The 24336-nt window shown below is 37.6% G+C and carries 21 protein-coding genes; 5 read left to right on the top strand and 16 right to left on the bottom strand.

What is annotated here, in order from left to right:
* The first annotated feature begins 9 nt into the window (after positions 1-9).
* Positions 10-765 (top strand): metallophosphoesterase, encoded by a 756-nt coding sequence (locus tag L1275_RS12500; protein WP_253473817.1) that lies wholly within the window; start codon positions 10-12, stop codon positions 763-765.
* On the opposite strand, the gene L1275_RS12495 is transcribed toward L1275_RS12500, so the two are convergent.
* Complete coding sequence (locus L1275_RS12495) at positions 762-2084, bottom strand: HTTM domain-containing protein (RefSeq protein ID WP_253473750.1); 1323 nt, start codon at positions 2082-2084, stop codon at positions 762-764. The genes L1275_RS12500 and L1275_RS12495 overlap by 4 nt on opposite strands.
* Positions 2077-3009, bottom strand: coding sequence for a bifunctional riboflavin kinase/FAD synthetase (locus L1275_RS12490; RefSeq protein WP_253473747.1), 933 nt, complete (start codon positions 3007-3009; stop codon positions 2077-2079). Before L1275_RS12490 ends, L1275_RS12495 begins: the two co-directional genes overlap by 8 nt.
* Before the next feature lie 205 nt (positions 3010-3214).
* Here L1275_RS12490 and L1275_RS12485 point away from each other — a divergent pair, with 205 nt between their 5' ends.
* From L1275_RS12485 to L1275_RS12475, 3 genes are all read left to right on the top strand, one after another.
* The gene (locus tag L1275_RS12485) at positions 3215-5461 is read left to right on the top strand and encodes a reprolysin-like metallopeptidase (RefSeq protein ID WP_253473744.1); all 2247 of its coding nucleotides are present in this window, start codon (positions 3215-3217) and stop codon (positions 5459-5461) included.
* 101 nt (positions 5462-5562) lie between these two features.
* Positions 5563-6357, top strand: a complete 795-nt coding sequence (locus L1275_RS12480) for an endonuclease/exonuclease/phosphatase family protein (RefSeq protein WP_253473741.1) — start codon at positions 5563-5565, stop codon at positions 6355-6357.
* A gap of 107 nt (positions 6358-6464) precedes the next feature.
* The gene (locus L1275_RS12475) at positions 6465-7382 is read left to right on the top strand and encodes a DMT family transporter (RefSeq protein ID WP_253473685.1); all 918 of its coding nucleotides are present in this window, start codon (positions 6465-6467) and stop codon (positions 7380-7382) included.
* 37 nt (positions 7383-7419) lie between these two features.
* On the opposite strand, the gene L1275_RS12470 is transcribed toward L1275_RS12475, so the two are convergent.
* The 4 genes from L1275_RS12470 to rimP all read right to left on the bottom strand — a co-directional run bounded on the left by L1275_RS12470 (position 7420) and on the right by rimP (position 13127).
* Positions 7420-8094: a zinc metallopeptidase gene (locus tag L1275_RS12470; protein WP_253473683.1), complete on the bottom strand. Its 675-nt coding sequence runs from the start codon at positions 8092-8094 to the stop codon at positions 7420-7422.
* A 334-nt stretch (positions 8095-8428) separates the two neighbouring features.
* Positions 8429-11353 carry a translation initiation factor IF-2 gene (gene infB / locus L1275_RS12465; protein WP_253473680.1) on the bottom strand — a complete coding sequence of 975 codons (2925 nt, stop codon included), beginning with the start codon at positions 11351-11353 and terminating at the stop codon, positions 8429-8431.
* 45 nt (positions 11354-11398) lie between these two features.
* Positions 11399-12643: a transcription termination factor NusA gene (nusA, locus tag L1275_RS12460; protein ID WP_219294735.1), complete on the bottom strand. Its 1245-nt coding sequence runs from the start codon at positions 12641-12643 to the stop codon at positions 11399-11401.
* A 16-nt stretch (positions 12644-12659) separates the two neighbouring features.
* Complete coding sequence (rimP, locus tag L1275_RS12455; protein ID WP_253473815.1) at positions 12660-13127, bottom strand: ribosome assembly cofactor RimP; 468 nt, start codon at positions 13125-13127, stop codon at positions 12660-12662.
* Between the two features lie 175 nt (positions 13128-13302).
* On the opposite strand from rimP, the gene L1275_RS12450 reads away from it, so the two are divergent.
* A complete protein-coding gene (locus tag L1275_RS12450; protein WP_253473677.1) occupies positions 13303-14130 on the top strand; it encodes a universal stress protein in 828 nt (275 codons plus the stop codon).
* Positions 14131-14225: 95 nt separating this feature from the next.
* Here L1275_RS12450 and L1275_RS12445 read toward each other — a convergent pair whose 3' ends face one another.
* The 10 genes from L1275_RS12445 to L1275_RS12400 form a co-directional block, all read right to left on the bottom strand.
* Entirely contained in the window at positions 14226-14876 is a 651-nt protein-coding gene (locus L1275_RS12445; RefSeq protein WP_253473674.1) for an HD domain-containing protein, read from the bottom strand.
* Positions 14877-14885: 9 nt separating this feature from the next.
* Complete coding sequence (locus L1275_RS12440; RefSeq protein ID WP_253473671.1) at positions 14886-15875, bottom strand: acyl-ACP desaturase; 990 nt, start codon at positions 15873-15875, stop codon at positions 14886-14888.
* 76 nt (positions 15876-15951) lie between these two features.
* Positions 15952-16683 carry a 1-acyl-sn-glycerol-3-phosphate acyltransferase gene (locus L1275_RS12435; RefSeq protein WP_253473668.1) on the bottom strand — a complete coding sequence of 244 codons (732 nt, stop codon included), beginning with the start codon at positions 16681-16683 and terminating at the stop codon, positions 15952-15954.
* A gap of 73 nt (positions 16684-16756) precedes the next feature.
* Positions 16757-17167: a BrxA/BrxB family bacilliredoxin gene (locus L1275_RS12430; protein ID WP_253473813.1), complete on the bottom strand. Its 411-nt coding sequence runs from the start codon at positions 17165-17167 to the stop codon at positions 16757-16759.
* 78 nt (positions 17168-17245) lie between these two features.
* A complete protein-coding gene (locus L1275_RS12425; protein ID WP_253473666.1) occupies positions 17246-18403 on the bottom strand; it encodes a PepSY domain-containing protein in 1158 nt (385 codons plus the stop codon).
* A gap of 213 nt (positions 18404-18616) precedes the next feature.
* Positions 18617-18976: a YraN family protein gene (locus tag L1275_RS12420; RefSeq protein ID WP_253473663.1), complete on the bottom strand. Its 360-nt coding sequence runs from the start codon at positions 18974-18976 to the stop codon at positions 18617-18619.
* Positions 18977-18985: 9 nt separating this feature from the next.
* The gene (locus tag L1275_RS12415) at positions 18986-19882 is read right to left on the bottom strand and encodes an LD-carboxypeptidase (RefSeq protein WP_253473660.1); all 897 of its coding nucleotides are present in this window, start codon (positions 19880-19882) and stop codon (positions 18986-18988) included.
* Between the two features lie 144 nt (positions 19883-20026).
* Positions 20027-21976 carry an OmpA family protein gene (locus L1275_RS12410; RefSeq protein ID WP_253473657.1) on the bottom strand — a complete coding sequence of 650 codons (1950 nt, stop codon included), beginning with the start codon at positions 21974-21976 and terminating at the stop codon, positions 20027-20029.
* Between the two features lie 11 nt (positions 21977-21987).
* Positions 21988-22920: a type IX secretion system membrane protein PorP/SprF gene (locus tag L1275_RS12405; protein WP_253473654.1), complete on the bottom strand. Its 933-nt coding sequence runs from the start codon at positions 22918-22920 to the stop codon at positions 21988-21990.
* Between the two features lie 12 nt (positions 22921-22932).
* Complete coding sequence (locus tag L1275_RS12400; protein ID WP_253473651.1) at positions 22933-24195, bottom strand: gliding motility-associated C-terminal domain-containing protein; 1263 nt, start codon at positions 24193-24195, stop codon at positions 22933-22935.
* Between the last annotated feature and the right edge of the window lie 141 nt (positions 24196-24336).

The raw sequence follows: 24336 nt of genomic DNA, 5'->3' as shown, positions 1-24336 counted from the left end.
CCTTTGAAAATTCAAATTCAAACCGACAAAAAGATATTCTTCGCTTCTGATCAACATTTCGGAGCCCCTACTTCAGAGAAAAGTTTACCCCGCGAGAAGAAGTTTCTTCGCTGGCTAAACGATAAGGAATCTGAAATGGGTGCTTTGTTTATCTTAGGTGATCTATTTGATTTTTGGTTTGAATACAAAACAGTCGTACCCAAAGGCTTTGTACGCATATTAGGTAAACTCGCCCAATTAAGAGATTCCGGTATTCCGATCTACTTTTTTGTAGGGAATCACGACTTGTGGATGGACGACTATTTTATCACAGAGCTCGGAATTCCAGTTTTTCACCAACCTCAAGTTTTTGACATCAATGGAAAAACGTTTTTTATCGGTCACGGAGATGGCCTAGGACCTGGAGATTACGGCTATAAAAGAATGAAAAAAGTATTTACAAATCCTTTTTCAAAATGGCTATTCCGTTGGCTACATCCGGATATCGGTGTTCGCCTAGGCCAATACTTATCCGTCAAAAACAAATTGATCTCTGGAGCCGAAGATGTCACTTTCTTAGGAGAAGAGAATGAATGGCTGGTACTCTACTCCAAAAGAAAACTGCAGGAAGCGCATTACGATTATTTCATCTTTGGTCATCGGCACTTACCGATGGACATCGAAGTTGGTAAAAACAGCCGGTATATCAATTTAGGAGATTGGATTAACTATTTTACTTACGGTATGTATGACGGTGCGTTTCATTTAGAAAAATACGAGTCTTAATTTTTATCTTCTAAAGGGCTTTCGACTATCCATTCATTGTGCCCAAAATAGTTCCAATTCACAGCGGCTAAATCCACCGTTGGATCTATAAAAACACTATAAGGACGTTGATTTATCGACACCCAGCTATCCGCAAACACACTAACGTCTTGCCCGAGTTCAGCATATTCCTTTTTGATGTATTGAGCCATTTGCCAAATCATATCAGGAGAGGTTAATCTGGACTGCTGTTTTTGCTCTAAGCGCTCTTCCAGTTGGTACCTCCACCTTTGCCCAGTCACCTTATCTTCTACCGTATAATTAGTGTATCCACCGCGCTGACGTAGCATCATACGCCAACTCAACCGATGCCCCTCATCTGTCCAAAGCACGTTACCAGGAATAACCCAATGCCTTAAAGGCAACAACAATTGAAACACCAGAAAAACCGTCAAAAAACTCATTATTCCCACAGGTATTTTTTCGGATGTGCTAGCATCCACTTCGGCTATCGGTTTCTTTTTAAAAAACCATTTTCTAATATCATTGGGATCATAAAAGAATATTGCAAAGCTCAAAGCAAAATATGGAAAGACCCCGATATGTAAGGTAAATGAATTAAATAAATGAAAAACAAGCGAAATGATGACTGCGAAATTACGAGTCTTTTTCCAAAATAACAGTGGCACAATCAAACCATCGAAGAGAATCCCCAAATAGGTTATCGACATATAAAACCACGGTTCCGCAAATATATTCTTAAAAAAATCCGGTGAATTGACAAGTCCAGCATACAGATTTTTACTAAAAGTTCCATCGAGCCAATCCGGATAGAATTTGGCTACAGTAGCGTAAAAATACAATATGGTGATTTGAATGATAAACAAATAAGAACAAGCGGCAAACATCGTCAATTTTTGCGTCACCCTACCCGATTTAACATCAAGCGATGCATACCGATTTGCCGGCATAAAACACATATATAAGCAAATGAGCAGCATCAAATAATAATGATTATTATAAGATGTCTTTTGCATATAATAAACTCCAGCCCACAGCAATGTCAATAAAATAATACTTAAACGATACCGATACCCCAACATCACTCCAATTGCAGCCAATCCCATCAGTATAAAATAGTAATACATTCCGTTGCCAGGCAAGGGCTGTAACCAATCCATATAAATATGGGAAAAAGTCAATTGTGGCTCTACGAGATTTATACGAACCCAACCTGTAAAAATAGCGCCAAATGATTCACACACAAATATTAATCCGAAAAACATTCGGAATAAAATCAGTGGAGCATTGTCTATCTGTTGCGAAAATTTTTTAAACATGTTCTATAAAATACTTCCTTGTTATTTGTTCATCTTCTCGAATTTTCTCAATTAACAAATCAAATTGATCAAATCGCATTTCATCACGAATTCGCTCGTGCACAGAAATCTTCAGATTTTTACCGTATAAATCACCCTCCCAATCCAAGAAATTAACTTCAATCGTATACGGGTGATTCTCGAATGTAGGATTTATTCCAATACTCATCATACCGCAGATCGTTTTACCTTCCAACTCCGAAGTCACGATATAAATCCCGTTTTTAGGAATGAGCTTGTAACTTTCTGTTACTTCAATATTGGCCGTGGGATATCCTATAGTTCTACCCAATTTTTTACCAGACACTACGATACCAGAGAAAAAGTAATCATATCCCAAATACTCATTGGCCATCGCGATATCTCCAATTTCCAGAGCCTTTCTAATTTTCGTAGAACTGATAGAAACATGGTCGATCTCTTGAGCAGATATTTCTTCCACTTCAAAATGGTATTTTAAGCCGAAATTTCTTAAATCATGTATATCCGCAGTCCTATTCTTACCAAACCGATGATCGTGACCAATAATAATTTTCCCAACGTTAAACTGCTTCACCAATATCTGAGCAACAAAATCCTCTGCACTTAATTGTGAAAAATCGGCATCAAATTTATGAACGACCAAATTGTCTAAACCATATCGTTCCAAAAGTTCAATTTTCTCGCTCATGGTGTTCAACAACCTAATGGTATCATCTTGTTTTAAGACCATTCTCGGATGAGGAAAAAAGGTCAAAACCAGACTCTCTCCTCCCATAAGCGCGCTAGCCGATACTAATTTACGAATAATCATTTGATGCCCCAAGTGAACCCCATCAAATGTCCCTAATGTGACTATGGTTTTTTGCTGAGCATGAAAATTATATATAGAAGAAAACGTTTTCAATTTTTTTTATCAAATTTAGTGTTTCCTGATTTAAGATTAAAAAAGAATGCAGTAAAAATTGATTGTATTTCCAGTATATGTCGAAAAGTTATTTGTCATACCGCTTTTAAACAGCCTTTTATCATCTTTTTTCACGGTAATGAAGCCCGGTTTTAAAAAAAAAGATACATTTGTTTGTTACAAACATAAAAACCAACCATCAATTATGAAAAACAAGCACCTTTGGAGTGTTTTGATTCTTGTATTCGTAACTTTTTACGCAAATGCACAAAACCATACGTGGAAAAGCATTTCGTTAAAGGAACTATCTACAATTGAAAAAACTGAGAGAGTTTCTATTCCATCCGAGTATACCGTTTTTCAACTCGATTTAAAAGGATTATCAAATATCGTACAGCAAGCTCCTTTAGAGGATAGCAACCCAAGTACCCATACCATTACTTCTTTCCCTGATTCGAATGGTAAAATGGAGCGTTTTAAAATTTTTAAAGCCCCTGTGATGTCCGTTGCGCTTTCAAAAAAATATCCGCAAATCAGCTCCTACATTGGTAAAAGTTTAGAAGATGCCAGTACGACGATACGATTTAGCATTACTGCCTTCGGTCTACAGGCCGTAAAATACTCGGATAAAGCAGGTATTACGTATATTGATGCTTATACAAAGGATCAAGAAAACTATATAGTTTACAATCGAGAATCCTTGCAAAATCACAGCGGAATCAATTGTTTGGTTGATGAAAGTTACATACCCAACAATACGGATTTTTACCCTATTAGCCCGAAAAATCGCGCTCAAACCGCAGCTCGTACATTTAGAGAATATCGCTTAGCCATGGCATGTACTATTGAATATGCCAAATTCCATTTGGATCAAGCTCTTGCGTCTGGCATCCCATTAATGGACGAAGAATCTAAAAAAGCCGTTGTATTATCTGCTATGGTAGCCACAATGACACGAGTGAATTTCATTTATGAGAGAGATCTATCAATTCGAATGATATTAGTTGACGACAACGACAAACTAATCTTCATTGATACCGATGAGTTTAATAATAACAATGCCAATCAATTAATTTCTCAAAGTCAAAAGGTTATTGATAAGACTATCGGAAACACCAACTATGATATCGGCCACACCGTTAGTACTGGAGGCGGTGGACTTGCACAACTTCAAACACCTTGTAATCCTTATACTAAGGCTATGGGAATCACGGGCTCGCCAAATCCGATAGGAGATCCCTTTGATGTTGATTTTGTAGCTCATGAAATGGGACATCAATTTGGAGCAGGGCATACTTTTAGCAGCAATTGTAATGGTAATATCATGCCAGACACTGCTGTAGAACCTGGCAGCGGAAGCACTATAATGGGATACGCTGGTGTATGTTCACCTAATGTTCAAGCCAATTCTGATCCATTTTTCCACTCGGTAAGCATCGATCAAATCAACAGCTTTATCCTCAACAGAGGAAACTGTTCTACCAACACAGATAAAACTAATACACCAATAATAGTTGATGCCGGCACAAACTATACCATACCCAAAAGCACTCCTTTTAAACTAACCGCAACCAATCCCGGCATAGAAACAACTTACTTCACGTACTCATGGGAACAAATAGACAAGGAGTCTTCTGTACAACCTCCTATATCAACTAACACAGGCGGTTCTCAATTCAGAGTTTTTAAACCTACAAAAGAATTAGTAAGATACTTTCCTCAATTTGAAACTGTCCTAAACGGCACCCTTTCAACTTGGGAAGTACTTCCATCAACAGCAAGAACTTTAAATTTTAATGTAATTGCAAGGGATAACAATATAGAATTGGGCGGACAAACGGCTATTGACAACACTCAAATAACCGTTTCAAATACCGGTCCCTTCTTAGTGACATACCCCAATTCCGGCAAGGAAGAATGGACCGCTAAGTCGTCACAAACCGTCACTTGGGATGTAGCAGGTACAACAGCAAATGGTATCAACACGAATCTAGTAAATATTTTATTCTCTGCAGACAACGGTCAAACCTTTACTATCATCAAGGCAAATACTCCTAATGATGGTAATGAAGCAATTCTTGTCCCTGATTATTCATCAAACAACTGTAGAATTCTAATTGAAGCAGTCGGAAATATATATTATACCGTTTCAAAAGAATTTACCATTACTGGTGGTGCAACAGCGAGTACAGAAAACTTTGGACTTAATGATTTTGCCCTATACCCAAATCCAACCAATGATTTATTCAGCATACAATTTGAATCACAATCTACTGCTGATATAACCGTTGCGATACACGACTTAAGAGGTCGTCTGATTTTTAATCAATCTTATAAAAACACCGGTAAATTCGAGCAAGAAATCAGTCTTGGCAATACCCAATCCGGAATTTATATGATCACCGTAATGGATGGAAAAAACAAAGAAGTGAAAAAAATTCTAAAGAAATAATACTATTTCTCAGTTTTGTAAGGGCGGTCTAATAGACCGCCCTTTTTTTTGTAGCTTCGCATGTTATTAAATATATTTGAATCCATAACTTTCAAAGCCAAATGCGTTATCTCTTTTTATTTTTATTGTTTTTCAACCTGAGTCAGGCACAAATTAAAATCAGCTCGTGGAACCTTAAAAATTTTGGAAAGTCAAAGAGCGATAACCAAATACTATTTATAGCTCAAACCTTAAAAGACACTGATATCATTGCTATTCAAGAAGTTGTTGCTGGATATGGCGGCCCACAAGCTGTCGCTAGATTAGCGGAAGAGCTCAATCGCACGGGAAGCAAATGGGATTACGCGATAAGCGATCCAACCGACAGCTCTCTCTACAGATCAGAACGTTATGCCTATCTTTGGAAAACAAATCAAGTCAAATTACAAGGCAGACCGTTTTTAGATCACTTTTTTAAAGATGTTATAGAACGAGAACCTTTTATCATTCGCTTCAAGTACCAACAGAGTATCTTTACTTTGATCAACTTTCACGCTGTTCCGAAAAAACATCAACCCGAAAGGGAAATAAAATATTTTAAACATTACCCCAAATACTACAAAACCAATCATCTGATAGTTCTGGGAGATTTTAACTGTCCTGAAACCCATTCCGTTTTTAATCCTCTTAAAAAGTTGGGTTATCAACCGGCTTTTGTAAACCAAAAAACCAGTTTACGTCAAAAATGCATTGAAGATGACTGCCTTGCATCGGCCTACGATAATTTTATAGCTCATCCCGACTATATAGAAATTAAAAAATCGGAAGCCGTACACTTCTATCGCTCCTTTAATAGTTTGGAAGAGGCACGCTCGTTGTCTGATCACTTACCGATTACTATAGAAATCGAGCTATAAACATCTCAGAGAATTTGCCCGCCACAGTTTCTCGCTGACCGTATATAAATAACTTTATATACTAACTGATAAAGCAGTACTTTTGCAGAAATTTTAAAAATATAATTTTGAAAATTACTTTAAAAAACTGGTTGACACTTTTGATATTATCTTTGGTCTGGGGATCTTCTTTTATTCTTATAAAAAAGGGACTTAATAGCTTTAGTCCGTATCAAGTAGGTTCGTTAAGAGTTGTATTTGCTGGAATAATGCTTTTACCTACCGCTTTTATACACCGCAAAAAATTCCCGAAGAAAAACTATCCTTGGCTCACTATATGCGCCGTAGTCGGTAGTTTTATACCGATGTTTTTATTTCCTTTAGCTGAAATGCATTTAGACAGTTCTATCGCGGGAATTATGAATGCACTGATGTCTATTTTTGTCATTGTTCTCGGGGCCATCTTTTTTAAATATAAAACCAACTTTGGAGAATTAACAGGCGTTACACTTGCTTTTATTGGTGTTATACTACTATTACAAACCAGTAGTTCCGAAGGTCATGGAGGCGAGAGCCAGTGGTTTTATTTTGTTTTACTGATCATAGCTGCAATGATGTACGCGTTTAGTGGTTTATTAACCCAAAAATACATGGGGGATATTTCACCTTTGGCTTGGACCGCCTTTATTGAATTGGTTTTATTTATTCCAGCAATTATCGCGCTTTATCTATCGGGCTTCTTTGAAGTGTTTAGTCAAAAAGACAACGCTTGGGAAGGAGTTGGTTATATCTTTACACTCTCGCTATTCGGCAGTGTTTTGGCCAATATATTTTACTATAAATTAATAGGCGAAACTTCTGCTAGCTTTGCATCCTCTGTTTCGCTACTGATGCCGATAGTAGCTTTTATGTGGGGACTAGTAGACGGCGAAGTGCTTGGCTTTATTCAAATCACTGGCGGAATACTCATTATCGCTGGACTGTATTTTGGTCGAAAAAACATCAAAATAAAATATCCTTTTACCAAAAGCAAAAAAGCTTTATGATTTCTCATAAAGCTTTTTTTTATCGCGTCAGAAGCCATTAATTTCTTCTTCCCATATAGATCATCAAATAATATAAAAGCGTCCCAATAGAAGCCAAAGCAGCCACGAGGTAAGTTCTTGCAGCCCAGGTCAAGGAATCCTTAGCTCCTGCATGCTCTTGCTGGGTCAACATATGCTTATTTTCAAGCCATTTTAAGGCTCTATGACTCGCGTCATACTCCACAGGCAACGTAATTATAGAAAACAGCGTAGTCATTGCAAAAAGGATAATACCCACCAACAATAACTGCGGAAAAGTGTTTAACATCAAAATACCCGCCAATAGAATCCACTGCATATAGGACGACGCCACACTCACCACTGGCACCAACTTAGATCGCATTTCCAACCATCTATAAGCCGTAGCATGCTGAACAGCATGGCCTACTTCGTGTGCAGCTACAGCAGCAGCAGCAGCATTTCGTTCATTATATACCGCTTCACTTAAATTCACCGTTTTGTCAGCAGGGTTATAATGATCGGTCAAACGACCTGGCGTCGATATCACTCTCACATCTCTAATCCCGTGATCAGCTAACATTTTTTGAGCAATTTCCGCTCCACTCATCCCATTTTGCAATTGCAATTTAGAATATTTCTCAAACTTACTTTTTAATCGAGCACCAACAAGCCAACTTGCCAGCATGATTATTCCCATTAATATAAATCCCATCTCTATATTTTTTATATATGTGTGATAAATATATAACAAATCTTGCGCCAAAATTACATTTCGACAAGTTGTCAGTAAAAATTGTCGAAAATCGAAAATCGGGAGTCGAAAATCGGGAGTCGAAAATCGGGAGTCGAAAATCGGGAGTCGAAAATCGGGAGTCGAAAATCGGGAGTCGAAGGTTCTCGTTTATGAACAGGCAATACTTTTAGTGATCCGTAATCAGTAATCAGTGACTAGAAGGGGCTCGGGAGCCGGAAAATCACGAATCACGAACAACGAAAAAAGGCTGTCCTTTTGGGACAGCCTTTTGTAAATATATTAGAAAAGATCTTTACAATTTCTTTTTCACCTCCACTTGTTGGAAAGCTTCAATTAAATCGAGTTCTTTAATATCGTTGTAATTCTTCACTTGAATACCACAATCATAACCTTTAGCAACTTCTTTTACATCGTCTTTGAAACGTCTTAAAGCGGTTAATTCACCAGTGTAAATAACGACTCCTTCACGGATCAAGCGGATTTTAGAGTTTCTGAAGATTTTACCATCTGTAACCATACATCCAGCAATGGTTCCAATTTTAGAGATTTTAAACAATTCTCTAATTTCAGCAGTACCCGTAACTTCTTCTTTCATCACTGGGGAAAGCATGCCTTCCATAGCGTCTCTTAAGTCGTCAATTGCATCATAGATGATCGAGTAGTTTCTGATATCGATTTCTTCTTTATCGGCTAATTGTTTCGCATTACCCATTGGTCGAACGTTAAATCCGATAATGATTGCATCAGATGCTGATGCCAACAATACGTCAGATTCTGTAATAGCTCCAACTCCTTTATGGATAATATTGATTTGAATTTCTTCAGTAGATAGTTTAGAGAAGGAATCAGAAAGTGCCTCAACAGAACCATCCACATCCCCTTTCAAGATAATATTCAACTCTTTAAAGTCACCTAAAGCAATACGACGTCCAATCTCAGCCAAAGTAATATGTCTTTGCGCTCTTACTGATTGTTCACGAATCAACTGAGTACGTTTCGCAGCAATTTGTTTTGCTTCACGTTCTTCTAAGAATACGTTGAACTTATCACCAGCAGTAGGTGCGCCATCTAATCCCAATACAGAAATAGGTTTAGAAGGACCCGCCTCTTTAACGGCATTTCCTCTTTCGTCATGCATCGCTCTAACCTTACCGTGGTGTTTACCTGCTAACATATAGTCACCTACACGTAAAGTACCGGATTGAACCAAAACAGTAGAAACAAATCCTCTACCTTTATCAAGGAATGCTTCAACTACAGTTCCCACAGCTAACTTATCTGGATTTGCAGTCAGCTCCAACATTTCTGCTTCAAGCAATACTTTTTCCAAAAGTTCTTTTACACCAATACCTTTTTTGGCCGAGATATCTTGAGATTGGTAAGTACCTCCCCAAGCTTCCACCAACAAGTTCATTGCTGCTAATTTTTCTTTAATTTTCTCTGGGTTTGCTGTATCCTTATCGATTTTATTGATAGCAAAAATCAATGGAACACCAGCTGCCTGAGCATGGCTGATCGCCTCTTTGGTTTGTGGCATGATATCATCATCCGCCGCAATAACAATAATTACGATATCGGTAACTTGAGCACCACGAGCACGCATGGCTGTAAAGGCCTCGTGACCAGGTGTGTCTAGGAACGTGATCTGTTGACCACCCTCTAAAGTTACTCCGTAAGCACCAATATGTTGCGTGATACCTCCAGACTCTCCTGTAATAACATTGGTATTACGAATATAATCCAGCAAAGATGTTTTACCGTGATCCACGTGTCCCATTACGGTAACAATTGGAGCTCTAGGTTTTAAATCTTCCGCTTTATCCACTACTTCTTCAATCGATTCCTCGATATCTGTTGTTGTAAATTCTACTTCAAAACCAAATTCATCTGCAACAATCGTTAAAGTTTCCGCATCCAAACGTTGGTTCATGGTAACCATGATACCCAAAGACATACAAGTTCCGATTACTTTAGTAATAGGCACATCCATCATCGTTGCTACTTCTCCAACAGTAACGAATTCCGTTACTTTTAAAGTTTTGCTTCCTTCTTCAATAGCTCTTTGTTCGTCATCCGTTTTCTTACGGTGCGTATCTCTTTTATCTCTACGATATTTCGCCGCTTTAGAACGGTTTCCTTTTCCTTGTAAACGCTCTAGAGTTTCTTTAATTTGGTTTTTAACCTCTTCCTCAGTAGGTTCAACTTTTACAACTGGCGCTGCATTTCTGTTGTTATTACCTTTGTAGTTAGGGGAAGTTCTATTTCCAAATTTATTTCCAGCTCCAGCAGGTCTTGGAGCACCACCACCAGCAGCATTAGCCGTCCCGGTGTTAGCTCCCGGTTTAGAAGGAATTCTTTTTCTCTTATTTTTAGCAGCAGCAGCATTTGCAGCACCCGGCTTCGCAGCTACGCCACCTTTTTTAGGATCATCTTTTTTAGGTTCTTCCTTCTTCTTTTTAGGCTTGTTAAACTGAGACAAATCGATGGTTTGTCCCGTAAAAGTAGTTCCTGAAAGCTTTTGGTAATTAGTCTTAACTACTTCTTCTTCTGTAACTGCTTCGCCTTGACCAACTTCTTTTGATTCTATCTTAGCTTCAACAACTTTATTTTCGGTGGATTTCACCTCAGTTGTTTGTTCTTCAGAAGACACAACTGCTGTTGGTTTTTCTGAAGGTGTTTCCTTTTTCTCGGCAACAACAACTTTTTTATCACTAACAGTTCCACTAGGCCCTTTAGATTTTTTCTCTACTGGCTTGGCTTGCACTTCTTCAGATTTAGCTTCCAAAATTTCTGGTTTCACTTGTTTTTTAACCACTGTATCGTCTGAAGAAACTTTCGGTTTTTTAGGTTCAAGATCAATTTTACCAACAGGTTTGATTGCAGCAATAGCTTCCGCTTTTGCGCGAATTACCTCTTGTTCGCGTTTGATACGCTCCTCGTCTTGTTTGCGTTTTACTTCAATTTCTCTATCGCGCTCTACTTTAAGAGCTTCTTTTTCCTTTCTTTTCTCTTCACTCACTTCTATAGAAGCTTCTTTCTTCCCCTTGTCGGCAGAGAATTGTTTACACAAAACACCATACTCCTCTTTAGATATCTTAGCGTTTGGACTTGCTTCGATCTCAAAACCTTTGGTTTTCAGATAATCCACAGCTCTATCTAGAGAAATATTTAATTCCCTTAAAACTTGATTTATTCTTTTTACTCTTTCTTCAGACATATTATCTTTTTAGTGTATTTTAATGAGTTGTGTTGATGTTTTTTCCTAGTCTTCAAACTCTTCTTTAAGAATTCGTATTACTTCAAGAATGGTTTCTTCTTCAAGATCGGTTCTTCTTACTAAATCGGCAACATCTTGTTTTAGAATACTTCTAGCAGTATCCAATCCAATTTTAGCAAACTCATCAATTACCCAGCTCTCTATTTCATCCTTGAATTCTGATAATTCAACGTCATCGTCACTCGAAAGGTCTGCAGCATCTCTCATTACGTCTAATTCATAGCCCGTAAGTAATCCTGCCAATTTAATGTTTTGACCACCACGTCCAATCGCTTTAGAAACTTCTTCAATGTTCAAATAAACACTGGCTTTCTTCGCCACTTCATCCAATTTGATCATATTGATCTTTGCTGGACTCAAGGCTCTAGTGATAAATAATTGTGTATTGGTGGTATAATTGATAACATCAATGTTTTCATTCCCTAACTCACGTACAATTCCGTGTATTCTTGACCCCTTCATACCAACACAAGCACCTACAGGATCAATTCTATCATCGTATGAATCAACGGCAACTTTAGCTTTTTCCCCTGGGATACGAACCACTTTTTTAATCGTGATTAGTCCGTCAGCAACTTCTGGGATTTCTTGTTCAAATAATTTTTCTAAAAACTTCTCTGAAGTTCTAGACATAATAATCTGTGGCTTATTACCTTTTAATTCTACACTTTCTATTATCCCTCTTACTGTATCTCCCTTTCTAAAGAAATCAGCAGGAATTTGTTTTTCTTTTGGAAGAATAATCTCATTACCTTCATCATCAACCAAAATTACAGCTTTTGGACGAACATGGTGCACTTCTGCAGCATATACTTCGTCTACAAGATCTTTAAATTGTTTGTAAAGGTTGGTATTATCGTGCTCATGGATTTTTGAGATCAAATTTTGACGCAAAGCCAAAATCGCTCTTCTTCCCAATTGTATTAATTTTACTTCCTCAGATACATCTTCACCTACTTCAAAGTCGGGCTCAATTTTTCTAGCTTCAGAAAGTGAAATCTCAGAATTCTCATCTTCTACCTCTCCATCTGCAACTACAACACGATTTCTCCAGATCTCCATATCTCCTTTATCAGGATTGATAATGATATCAAAATTATCATCTGAACCATACTTCTTCTTCAATGCATTTCTAAATACATCTTCCAAAATTGCCATTAGTGTAACTCTGTCGATAAGTTTATCGTCTTTAAACTCTGAAAATGATTCAATTAATGCAATATTTTCCATGCAATCTATTTTATTTTTAAAATGAAATTATAACAATCGCTTCTTTAACATCCGAAATGGGAAGACTAACCTTTTTTTCAACGGTTACTTTCCCTTTACCTACAGCTTTAGGCTCTCTGGCCTTCCACTCTAAAAATAGGTTTTCCTCATCCGAATCAACCAACGTTGCTTCAAACACCGTTTGGTCGAGGGTTGTTATTTTTAGTTTTCTTCCAACATTTTTTTTATATTGTCTAGGTAACTGCAAAGGTCTTGTAGCACCTGCCGAAGCCACTTCTAAAGAAAAATCGTGCTCTTCTCGATCTAAATTGTGGTCTATTGCACGATTTATATCAATACAATCCTGTAATGTCACACCTTGGTCGCCATCAATAATCACACTGACTTTGCCGTCGTCGGAAATTGAGAAATCAATCAAAAATAATGACGGATGCTCTTCCAACCCCTGATTCAACAACTCTTTTACTTTTTCTTTAAATGTCATATTTCTATAAAAAGAGGGGACACCCGTCCCCTCATTATTTAGTTTAACTAATAAATAACGCCACAAAGATACTATTTTTTTTATACAATTAAAACTTTTGATAATTGATAATTATATTATTAACTTTATAAATTAGAAATAAAACCTATTAATTTCAATACCCTTAATAAAAACTATGAAAAAAATACTAGTACCTACGGATTTCTCTCCCCATGCAAATAGCGCACTTCATGCCGCAGCCTTGATCGCTAAAAAATGCCATGCGGAAGTCATATTATTACACATTATAGAATTACCACAACAAGCTACAGATGAAATATCGATAGGCGCAGAAATTCCTGAGGTCATGTTTTTTAAAAATGCTGCTGAAAACCGACTAACTCAATTAGCCCTATCGCCAGTTCTTGAGGGACTCCAAGTTTCACAAGTACTAAAATTGGACAGAACTTTTTTAGGTGTAATCACAGTTGCCGAAGTCAATGACGTAGATTTAATCATCATGGGATCTCATGGCGCTAGCGGAGCAAAAGAAATGTTTATCGGATCCAATACCGAAAAAGTGGTTCGCTCTTCTGACGTACCTGTATTAGTTATTAAAGAAAACACCAATCATTTTGAAGTAAAGAACTTTGTATTTGCTTCTGACTTTTCAGAGGGAATGAAAGCTCCTTTCTTAAAAGCCCTAAAATTCAACAAGGTATTTGGCTCTAAATTACATCTTTTAATGGTTAACACACCTAACAGCTTCAAGACGACACAAGCTGCCGAAGAGCAATTGGAAAACTTCTTGTCCGACATTACAGAGAACGAATTTGAATTGACCATTTACAACGATATCAATATCGAAAAAGGTATACTAAATTACGCCAAAAAAATAGATGCCGACCTCATTGGACTCAGCACACACGGCAGAAAAGGCATCTCTCACTTTCTTAACGGCAGTATCACCGAAGACTTAGTTAACCACTCTACAACTTCAGTACTAACCTTTAAGATACAATAGAGGCTTGCGCAGATTTGCGCCTATTCCATTCAACAAATGGACAAAAAAAATACAAACAAAAAAAGGGGCTCGTCTACAAAGACAAGCCCCATTTTTTATTTAATTCCATCCCATTCACCGTAAAACTGCGCCAAAAAAAGCTCCATAAACCGATGCCTCTCCTGAGCAATCTCCTTAGCCGCTTGGGTATTCATTCGATCTTTTAGCAACAACAATTTTTCATAAAAATGATTTAATGTTGGCCCGTTGTCCATTTTATATTCCTCCTTAGTCATCGCCATTTTTGGCGCTACATTAGGGTCGTAAAGAATTCTATTTTTAAACCCTCCATAGTTAAATGCACGAGCAATGCCAATAGCACCCAAAGCATCTAGCCGATCTGCATCTTGCACGATCTGCAACTCCAGAGAGTTAAACTTCTTTTCAAAATTCCCCCCTTTAAAAGAGATGTTTTCAATAATACGGATCACATGCGTCACCACTTCTTCGCAGACACCGATAGACTCAAGGAACAAGCGTGCCTTATTAGGCCCAACCTGCTCATCCCCGCCATTAAATTTGCTGTCTGCTATATCGTGTAAAAGCGCTGATAATTTCACTACTAAAAAATCACATTTCGGACTCTTCTCAGCAATTAACATCGCATTCTTATAAACGCGTTCTATGTGAAACCAATCGTGTCCTCCTTCAGCACCTTCCAATTCTATTCTTACAAAAGCAGTAGTTTTCTCAACCAACTCTTCCATGAAATACTTTTATTTAATAATTGCTGGTTGAACCCATTTAAACACATGAGGCTCTCGTGTAATCACCATTCTCTCTGCAATTTTCGTCATACGCCCTGGTAATTTCATCAAGTAATCTCTCGCTTTTTCTGCTTCATCTGTCAAATTGTTCACTTTATCAATTTGCCATTTATCTATTAATTTCTGCATGATATCGACATAGTCCATAGCAGTATACACTCCAATACGCTGTGCTGAATCGGAGAATTGCTCAAAAGCATCACCGATCTTCCCACCCGATTCTCTAATCAAGTTGGCAGGCATGGTGATCTTTCTCTTCATCATATAATGAAAAGCCAACATCATTTCACTAGGATCCACTTTAAAAATACGATCAACAAATTCTGTATATGCATGATGGTGTCTCATTTCGTCACCAGCAATTAACCTACAGATTTTCGATAATTTGTGATCTCCATATTTCTTAGCCAATTGCGCAACTCTGTTGTGAGAAACATAAGTAGCCAATTCTTGAAAACTAGTAAATACAAAGTTCTTATAAGGATCGCGATCCGTTCCCGGATCAAAACCATCATTTAATAAATGATGCGTTGTGATTTCAACTTCTTTCATATTTACCCTTCCAGATAAGTACAAGTATTTATTCAATAGATCTCCATGACGATTTTCCTCACCGGTCCATTGTCTGATCCATTTTCCCCAACCGTTATCCGTTTTCTGATCAATCCCTTCCACATCCATCAACCAAGACTCATAAGTAGGCAAAGCCTCCTCCGTGATGGTATCTCCTACCAAAACAACCCAAAAGTCATAAGGCAGCTCCTTAGCAAACTCTCTGAGCTCCTTCACATCTTCAAAGAAGGTCTCGCTTTGAGAATCCGGTAACAAATCGGACGGTTGCCAAATTTTCTCAACTGGTATTAAATAGTTCTCAACGAAACTATCAATATTTTTTTCTAGAAATTGCATTACTTCTAGGCGAACATTTTTAATTGACATAATTTCTATTTATTTCACCAAGCTTAAATACTTTTGCTGATCTGGTTTGTTTGAGCATCAAGTGGTGTATGTATATTTATTTTACTGCTGTCTTTATCCTATTTTCGGTCTCTATAAAAAGGGACTCAAAATCAAATTCTTTTACCACTAAGGGCGCGTGAGTTATCACCTCAACGCGATTACCTAATCCCAAGGGAAATTTCCCAAATCGCAATAATTTCCAAGAATTATTGATGGTGATCGGTACTACCACCGCATCAGGAGCGTATTTACACAAAATTTTCATTCCATTCTCCGAAAAACGCTTCGGTTTCCCATCTCTGCTACGCGTTCCTTCCGGAAATATCACCGCAGCTCTCTTGTTCTTTTGTATATAAACCCCCAACTCTTTAATTGCCGTCAATGCCTGTTTCGAGTCTTTCCTATCAATTAGAACGGAACCACCATGTCTTAAATTATATGAAATACTCGGTATTCCTCTACCCAATTCTTTTTTACTGACAAATTTAGGATGAGACCTTCTATAATTCCAAATTATACAAGGAATATCAAACATACTTTGATGATTGGCAACGAATATGATCGGCACATTATCAGGAACTAAATCGAGATTCTTAACCGTATAGGTTGTACCCAAAATATTTGTACACCTCAACAATAAAAAATTCAAATAATCCACACTCTTTTTATGCGCTTGGTATCCAGATAGCTTTAAACAAAGCCATTGAATAGGATGAAATACCAGTAAGCAAATTAAGAAGCAACATAAAAAAATGATGCTTATCGGGTATGAAATGAGTTTTTGCACGTCGCTATATATAGATTGAATGGAGCAAATATACGTTTTTAATAAAAAAACCACCTAAAAGGTGGTCTTTATATTAACAGTATTCGTTAAAAGCATCCTTAAGATTCTCTGCGATGGTCTCCGCGGGATGTCCTTCTATATGATGTCTTTCTAATACATGAACTAATTCTCCATCTCTAAACAACGCCATAGACGGTGAAGAAGGAGGAAAAGGGAACATGTGTAAACGAGCAGCATCAACTGCTTCTTTATCTACTCCAGCAAAAACCGTTACAATTTGATTTGGTTTTTTATCTCCCATCAAACTCATCTTCGCCGCAGGTCTAGCATTACGTGCAGCACACCCACAAACAGAGTTTACGACAACAAATGTTGTTCCTTTTTGAGCCAAAGCGTTTTCTACATCTTCAGCTGTATATAATTCTTGAAAGCCTGCTTCAACTAGTTCCGCACGCATAGGTTTTACAATTTCTTCTGGATACATACTCTTTAAAAATAAGTTATTCAACAAAGTTACGATTTTTTTACTTTACTCGCTATGTTCGTCTTTCACAAAGTATTGTTATACTTGAACCGTTTTCTTGGATGGCTTTTTTTTCATCTTGTTGATCCAAATAAAAACCCCTGTAATAGGCAGACTGGTAGCAATAAGACAGACAATAAAATAAAGGATTTTTGAAAACAGCCCATAGATATCTCCTAAGTGAATGGCCTTAATCTGCGAGGCGACTTTATCACCCATTTTTTTATCATCAAACAGCTCCTTCTTTATGATTTCACCCGAAAACTGATCTACAAACATCCTATCATAGGCGGTTTTGTTAAATCGATTACGGTCTTTTTTCTGAATTTCAAAAGCCCCTTTCTCTCCTTTAGGAAAAGAAACGGTCGTTTGTCCTTGATATGGGAAGTTTTCATCGGCTAAAGCTATGGCTTGCGAATAAGTCAACGATTTAGCATCTTCTTTCCAAACAGACTCTGGCTTAACCTCATCTCTTCCTCCAAACACTTTTACCCCCAACAGCTGACTTAACCCCGCTCTATACCATTCAAATGACCAACATAAACCAGTCACTGCCATAATCAATACGACGAGCAAGGTATAGAAGCCTAAAGTATTGTGAAGATCGTGATTGACCCGCTTCCATTTTGCCTTAAATTTTATTTTAAAACCCGGCTTCATACTTTTCCAACCCTTGATTTTTTTGGGAAACCACAAAAATAATCCCGTGATAGACAATACGACAAAAATCAGCGTTGCGATTCCCACTATGGGTCTACCGATCGAAGAGTCAAACAACAACCAACGGTGCAATTTCATAACCTCTCCAAAAAACGGGGCGGCAACACTTTTTCCTGACCCTAAAATTTCTTTAGTATAGGGGTTGACCGAAAAACTATCATCTCGTTTACCTTTTTCACCAGCACTTACAGAAAACACATAAGGCTTATCGGCTTCTGACTCAGTAACCACCCTGGTGACTTTTCCCTTAGTCTCAGCTTCTACAAATACCATAAGGTCTTCAACACTGTATTTCGATGGTAACACCTCAGCTATGGAATATTTCTCTGGCTCTAGCCATTGCTCTACTTCCGACCTAAACGTATAGATCGTTCCGGATAAACAAACAACAAAAAGCACCAAAGCACTAGCAACGCCCAACCAAAGATGAAGATCATTCATCAACTTCCTAAACCCGTATTTCTTAGGATTTTTCATATATACTGCTTATTTTTACATTAAGTCCATATCTCATCGTTTTATCTATTTTCGTGAATATTTGCAAACCACAAAAATAAAACGGCGATTTAATATGTAATTCTTATTAAATAGCGCATTATAATTACGACCTATAAAATGGCGATAAAAATATTTAGACTGAATAAGAACAGCGCAAATATAAAATTGTTTCTGTACTACTGCAAGTGAAATTTAAAAAGGATAAAAAGCATCTTCTAAATGTTCTATCGTATAGTCATCATTCCGTTTAATTATCGCGAGTATATCAAATCGAATTTCCTCCTGACGTGACTGCATCTTTACATATTGATTGATCGCTTGAATCAAGTGACGAATTTTGGCTTTAGTTATGGAGTCTTGCGGCAAACCGAAACCTGAAGAAGAACGGGTTTTCACTTCTACGACAACGAGAATATTATCTTTAAGGGCTATAACATCAATTTCCAACTTTCTATAACGCCAATTACACTCCAATATGACATATCCCTTATTCACTAAGAACTCAACGGCTTTTTTCTCTCCCAATCTTCCCAAGTCATTGTGATCTGCCATAATAGTCGGTTATAAAAATCCCAAAGTGACCTTTTCTTGCTGTATATCTAAAACCACTTCATGTCCAAACTTTAGTGCCAAATTCTCCTTTAAATGCCCGGCAGGAAAATCGAAACAAATGGGAAAATCATATTTCTCACTAATCGCTAAAATAATTTCGTGTGCCTGCATTCCAAATGGAATGGAGTTGTCTTTCATTTCGGTCATTCCTCCAACAATAAGACCCTTGAGGTTTTTGAAAAAATAATTTCGATCCAGATTATACATCATACGATCGATGTGGTATATGTACTCATCGAGATCTTCGATAAATAAAATTTTACCGGCTGTATTCATTGCGGACGGCGATCCAGTTAAACTATAAAGTATGGATAAATTACCTCCGATCAATTGTCCCGTAACAGTTCCTACACGGTTCCATGGACGGGCTTCAATTTGATAAGACACCTTCTTACCAAACACCATGTCTTGAAGTGATTTTATAGACTCTACCGCGGTATTTACTACGCTAAAGGCCATAATTGCATGTAAGGTTTCTACGCCTATATTGTGTATATGACTATGAAGTACGGTTACATCGCTAAAACCAATAATCCATTTGGGTGCTTTCAGAAATTGATCAAAATTCAAATGATCGATAATACGCACGGTACCGTATCCGCCTCTAGCGCACCAAATAGCTTTTACATTTACGTCATCAAGCTGATTTTGAACATCAGCAATTCGCTGCTGGTCGTTGCCCCCCAATTGAAAATTATCCAAACCAATAGTCGTTCCCAGCCTTACTTTAAGTCCCCAGCTTTCTAATAATGCTATTGCTGGCTCTGCTTCAATTAATGAAAACTTTCTTGCTGTGCACACAATCGCAACAGTATCACCTTCTTTTAAGTAATCAGGTTTTATCATGGATCTTTTTTTTACAAATCTAAAAATCTTTATAAGATTTACCTTTTATTTTCCACACAAATAAAGTCCGTATTTTTCAAACTGAGCTATTCAAAAAAAACCCCAAGCCAAAGCTAGGGGTCTTAAAACTACAACTATATAAAATTACAATTCTGTAACAATAAATTCACTACGTCTATTCTCTTGATGTTGTTCATCTGAACACTTTACGCCATTTGAACAATGATTAATCAATTGAGTTTCCCCATATCCTTTCGCCGTAACTCGAGAAGGGTCAATCCCTTGTTTAACAATCCAATCCCGCGTAGCATGGGCTCTTTGGCCAGAAAGTTTATAATTATATGCATCATTTCCTCTACTGTCTGTATGGGAGCGAATATCGATTTTCATCAAAGGGTATTGCTCTAGTACCTCAACAATTTTAACCAGTTCCACAGTAGCATCAGCTCGAATATCAAACTTATTAAAATCAAAATAAATCGGCAATAATTCTAATACATTAAATAAATCATCTCCTTTGACTACCTTGATTTTCGTTTTTTCTAAACCGAAATCTACTTGGGTAATGCCTTCTTGATTGGGAAGGTCCACGGTAACTTCTGCAGTATTATACTCCTCAATACTGGCGTTAACTCTATATCGAGTTCCACAGGTCAAATCATCAAATTGATATAAGCCCTTTTCATCGGTAAAAACCTCTGCCAACACTTTGAAATCTCGATCGAGCAACCTCACCTTAACTTGAGCAACCCTTTCCGTGCTTTTCTTTTCATAAACCATCCCTTTAATAGTTTGTAGACAGTCTAACACCAAGCTGCGCGTTTCATAAACGGCATAGATATCATCATTGCCATAACCTTTACTTCTATTCGAGCTTAAAAAACCTCTTTTAGTAGTGTTGTTTATCATAAAGCCAAAATCGTCTGCGGCCGTATTTGCAGGTGCTCCAATATTTTTTACCTTCCCGAAAGTTCCATCTGTCAAAATTTTAACTGCAAAAATGTCAAGGCCTCCTAATCCCGGATGTCCGTCAGAGGAAAAGTACAGTTCGTTTTCTGCTGTGATAAAAGGGAAACTCTCTCGCCCGCCGGTATTAATTTCAGACCCTAAATTAATGGGCGGCCCGAATTTTCCATCGTTTAAGATGGCCACTTTATACAAATCAGACTGCCCCTGGCCACCTTGTCGATCGGAAGCAAAATACAGCCATTTGTCATCGGAAGTCAATGCTGGATGGGCTGTACTAAAATGATCTCCATTGAAAGGCAATTCCACAGCTTTGCTCCATTGATTTCCCTTTTTATCCGAGCGATATATTTTCAACAAAGTTGTACCGTCTGCATCTCTACCCCGCACCCCTTTATTGTAGTTATTTCTAGTAAAGAACATCGTGTTTCCATCAGCTGTAAAGGTTGGCGTCGATTCGTTAAACTTGCTTTGGGTAGAAGTTGCGAATTTCTTCACCTTTCCATAGTGCCCATCCCCTTTGATTTCAGCCTGATATAAACTCGTAAACGGTTGATTGGTCCAACGATGAATTCGCTTAACCACGCTTCCTGTGTCTCGAGCAGAAGCAAAAATCAATTTATCGTCATAAACCATACTACCAAAATCAGCATAGGCGGAATTGATATTCAGGATTGTCAAATCATATCTACCTGAGTTAGCGGTAATCTGTTCAAGATAGTCTCTATTTTCAAGTATTAATTTAGATCGTTGATCGGCTAATTCTTTTGCTGCGAAAATCTCAAGAATTTTATCTGCCTTTTGATAATCCTCGACGGCCTTAAGAGTTTGCGCATATCGAAAGAAATATTCCGAAGGCAGTTCCTTGGTTAATTCAAACAGCTTATGATACCAGCTGTTCGCTTCTTTCAACTGTCCGTTAAAGTAATTAGCATTCCCCAAACGTTGGTATAATTTGGGGTTTTCATGTCCTTTTTCAGCCAAGCGTTCGTACAGTTTAATCGCATCTATATAAGCAAAATGTTCATAGTCTTTATCTGCTCTAAGCTGTTTTCTGTCTTGAGAAAACGCGGTTATAGCAAATAACAAATAGAAGGCATATATATATTTATGTAATGTTTTTTTCATAAATGGCACATTTAAAAGAATCGTGGTGAAGTGATTCGGTTGAAACGTCTGATCAATTCAAATCGCAAAAAAATCTCGTGTGAGCCAGAATTATAACGAGCTAGTTTGGTGGTTTCAGCATCATAGCTGTATCCAACAAATAGCCCATCGCTAATTTGAACCCCAACTAATCCGCTCAAAGCGGCGTCCCAACGGTATGCCCCTCCTATTACAAACACTTCTGAGATCATAAAATTGGTTGAAAAATCTACTTGAAGAGGTGCTCCCGAGACCGCCTTAGCTAAAAAAGCGGGTTTAAACTTCAGATTCGGACTTAAGTCAAAAACATGTCCTCCAATCAAGTAAAAATTCATTTTCTGCTTCATCAGCACGTAGGCGTTATCATTGTAGCGATCGCTCTCTAAAAAATTAGGCACCGAAACTCCGAGATACGATTTGTCTGAATACAAATATAATCCAGCCCCAATATTGGGAGTGAATTGATTGTTGATATTATTGCTAAACATATCATCATTGGGATGATATATGTTCAGTTTGGTATAATCCACATTTAACAAATTTACAGTACCTTTTAGTCCAAAAGACAATTTTAATTGTCCTTGGAGTTGTAGGGTATAAGAAAGATCTATCGCAATATTATTCTCATTCATAGCCCCGATATTATCGTTGAGAAATGAAACTCCAAGGCCTAATTTCGAATCACCCAAAGGCGTATTTACCGAAAGTGCGGTCGTGTTTGGAGCCCCTTCAAGTCCAACCCATTGTGCACGATGAAGTCCAAAAACGCTCATCACGCCACGTGAGCCAGCATACGCTGGGTTTACATTGATCGTATTATACATATACTGGGTGTATTGAGCATCACTTTGTGCCTGTATATTAAGAGTTCCAATCCACGTCAAAAAACTAATCAAAACCCCTTTTCCTATACTATCTAATTTCATTTTTTTGATCTTTTAGTTATTTTCCAAATGAAGGTAACCCGCTTTTTTAATCATTCGCTTACCGGTACCATCATCATATTCGTAATTGATTATATAGTAGTAAGTACCGGAAGGTAACTTATCCGATTTATTGAGAGTACCCCTTCCCTCGGAAATACCGCGAAATACATTACCCTTGCTGTTATAGTTTTGGGTTCCATAAACTTTAACTCCCCATCTGTTGTAAATTTCAACCGTATTGTTCGGGAAATTATTTATATTTTCTATACGAAAAAAGTCGTTTCCATTTGTACTATTGGTCGCTACGGCATTGTAAATCTCTAGTTGATTATTATCCATAGCCTTAAGACGGGCAAGGGTAAATATTCCATATTGATCAACAACCGTGGGCGTGGTAACAGTCTTTAAATCCCTATCGACAATACCTCCTTCATCGATCCATTTCTTTTGAGCCTCATCCCATCGCACTATATGCAAGTTCAGCGCGTCATTTTCTTGTTTTAAAATGCTTTCAGCAGTGGTGCGATCGTGCCAACTTAACGTCAGGACGATATTATTAGCTCCTGGACCTGCTCTTTCGATGGTCCAATATTCCTTATCGTTGACTACATCAATCATCTCCGTTGCCATATTGTGATATGGATGAGATATAGTCGGGTTATCAAAGTGATATTGACTTAAAAAAGCATCTTTAATATCCTTTGTCGCACTAATGTGGGCCGGTCTAAAGTAGTTTCCATCGCCAATTGGAAAAACAAAAGCTTCTTTGCGTTGTTCTACCTTCTCCACCGCTCCATGAACATGGCTTTTATCAGATGTATTGATGTGCTTTGCTTGCTTCTCAAAAACCAGAGCTCCAGACAAAGCATCCACTTGAACAATACCTGCAGTAAAATTAGCAGTACCCTCAATACTCATGTCGTTTTCCAAAACAAAACCATTCGTTACAGACCTGTTGTTAAACAAAACATCGTAGAAATAACTAGGAGCTGTTCCCGTTATTTTTTGACTTTTAGCTTCGTCTTGATAGGGTTGAAAAACAGCATAAGAAGTCTTTTTCTTATCATTAAAAGTGTATAGACCTTCATTCTGAAAATCAGAATAAAAAAAAACACTCCCATCATTAGATACCGAAGCATCCTTCTTGTTTTCGAATTTGAATAACGTAGAGACCTCCGTTTGAGAGGATATTGTCAGTATACCTTCATTAGCGACGATTGGTACATGCTGCGCTACCGCTCCACTTCCTATCAAAAACGCTATATATTTATACATATATTCATTGATTTTATATTTATTTTAAAACAGTACAGCCAACATTAATGCTGTGTGCTAGATCAAATAAATGCTTTAGATGCACCGAAATAGACGTTATTTTGTGTTCACCAAGTTTGTGGTAAAAAACCCTGTTTACCG

It is taken from the genome of Flavobacterium sp. HSC-61S13 (assembly GCF_024171535.1).
Taxonomy (GTDB): Bacteria; Bacteroidota; Bacteroidia; order Flavobacteriales; family Flavobacteriaceae; genus Flavobacterium.
The sequence above is the reverse complement of the archived record's forward strand: the minus strand, read 5'-3'. Positions and strand labels throughout refer to the sequence as shown.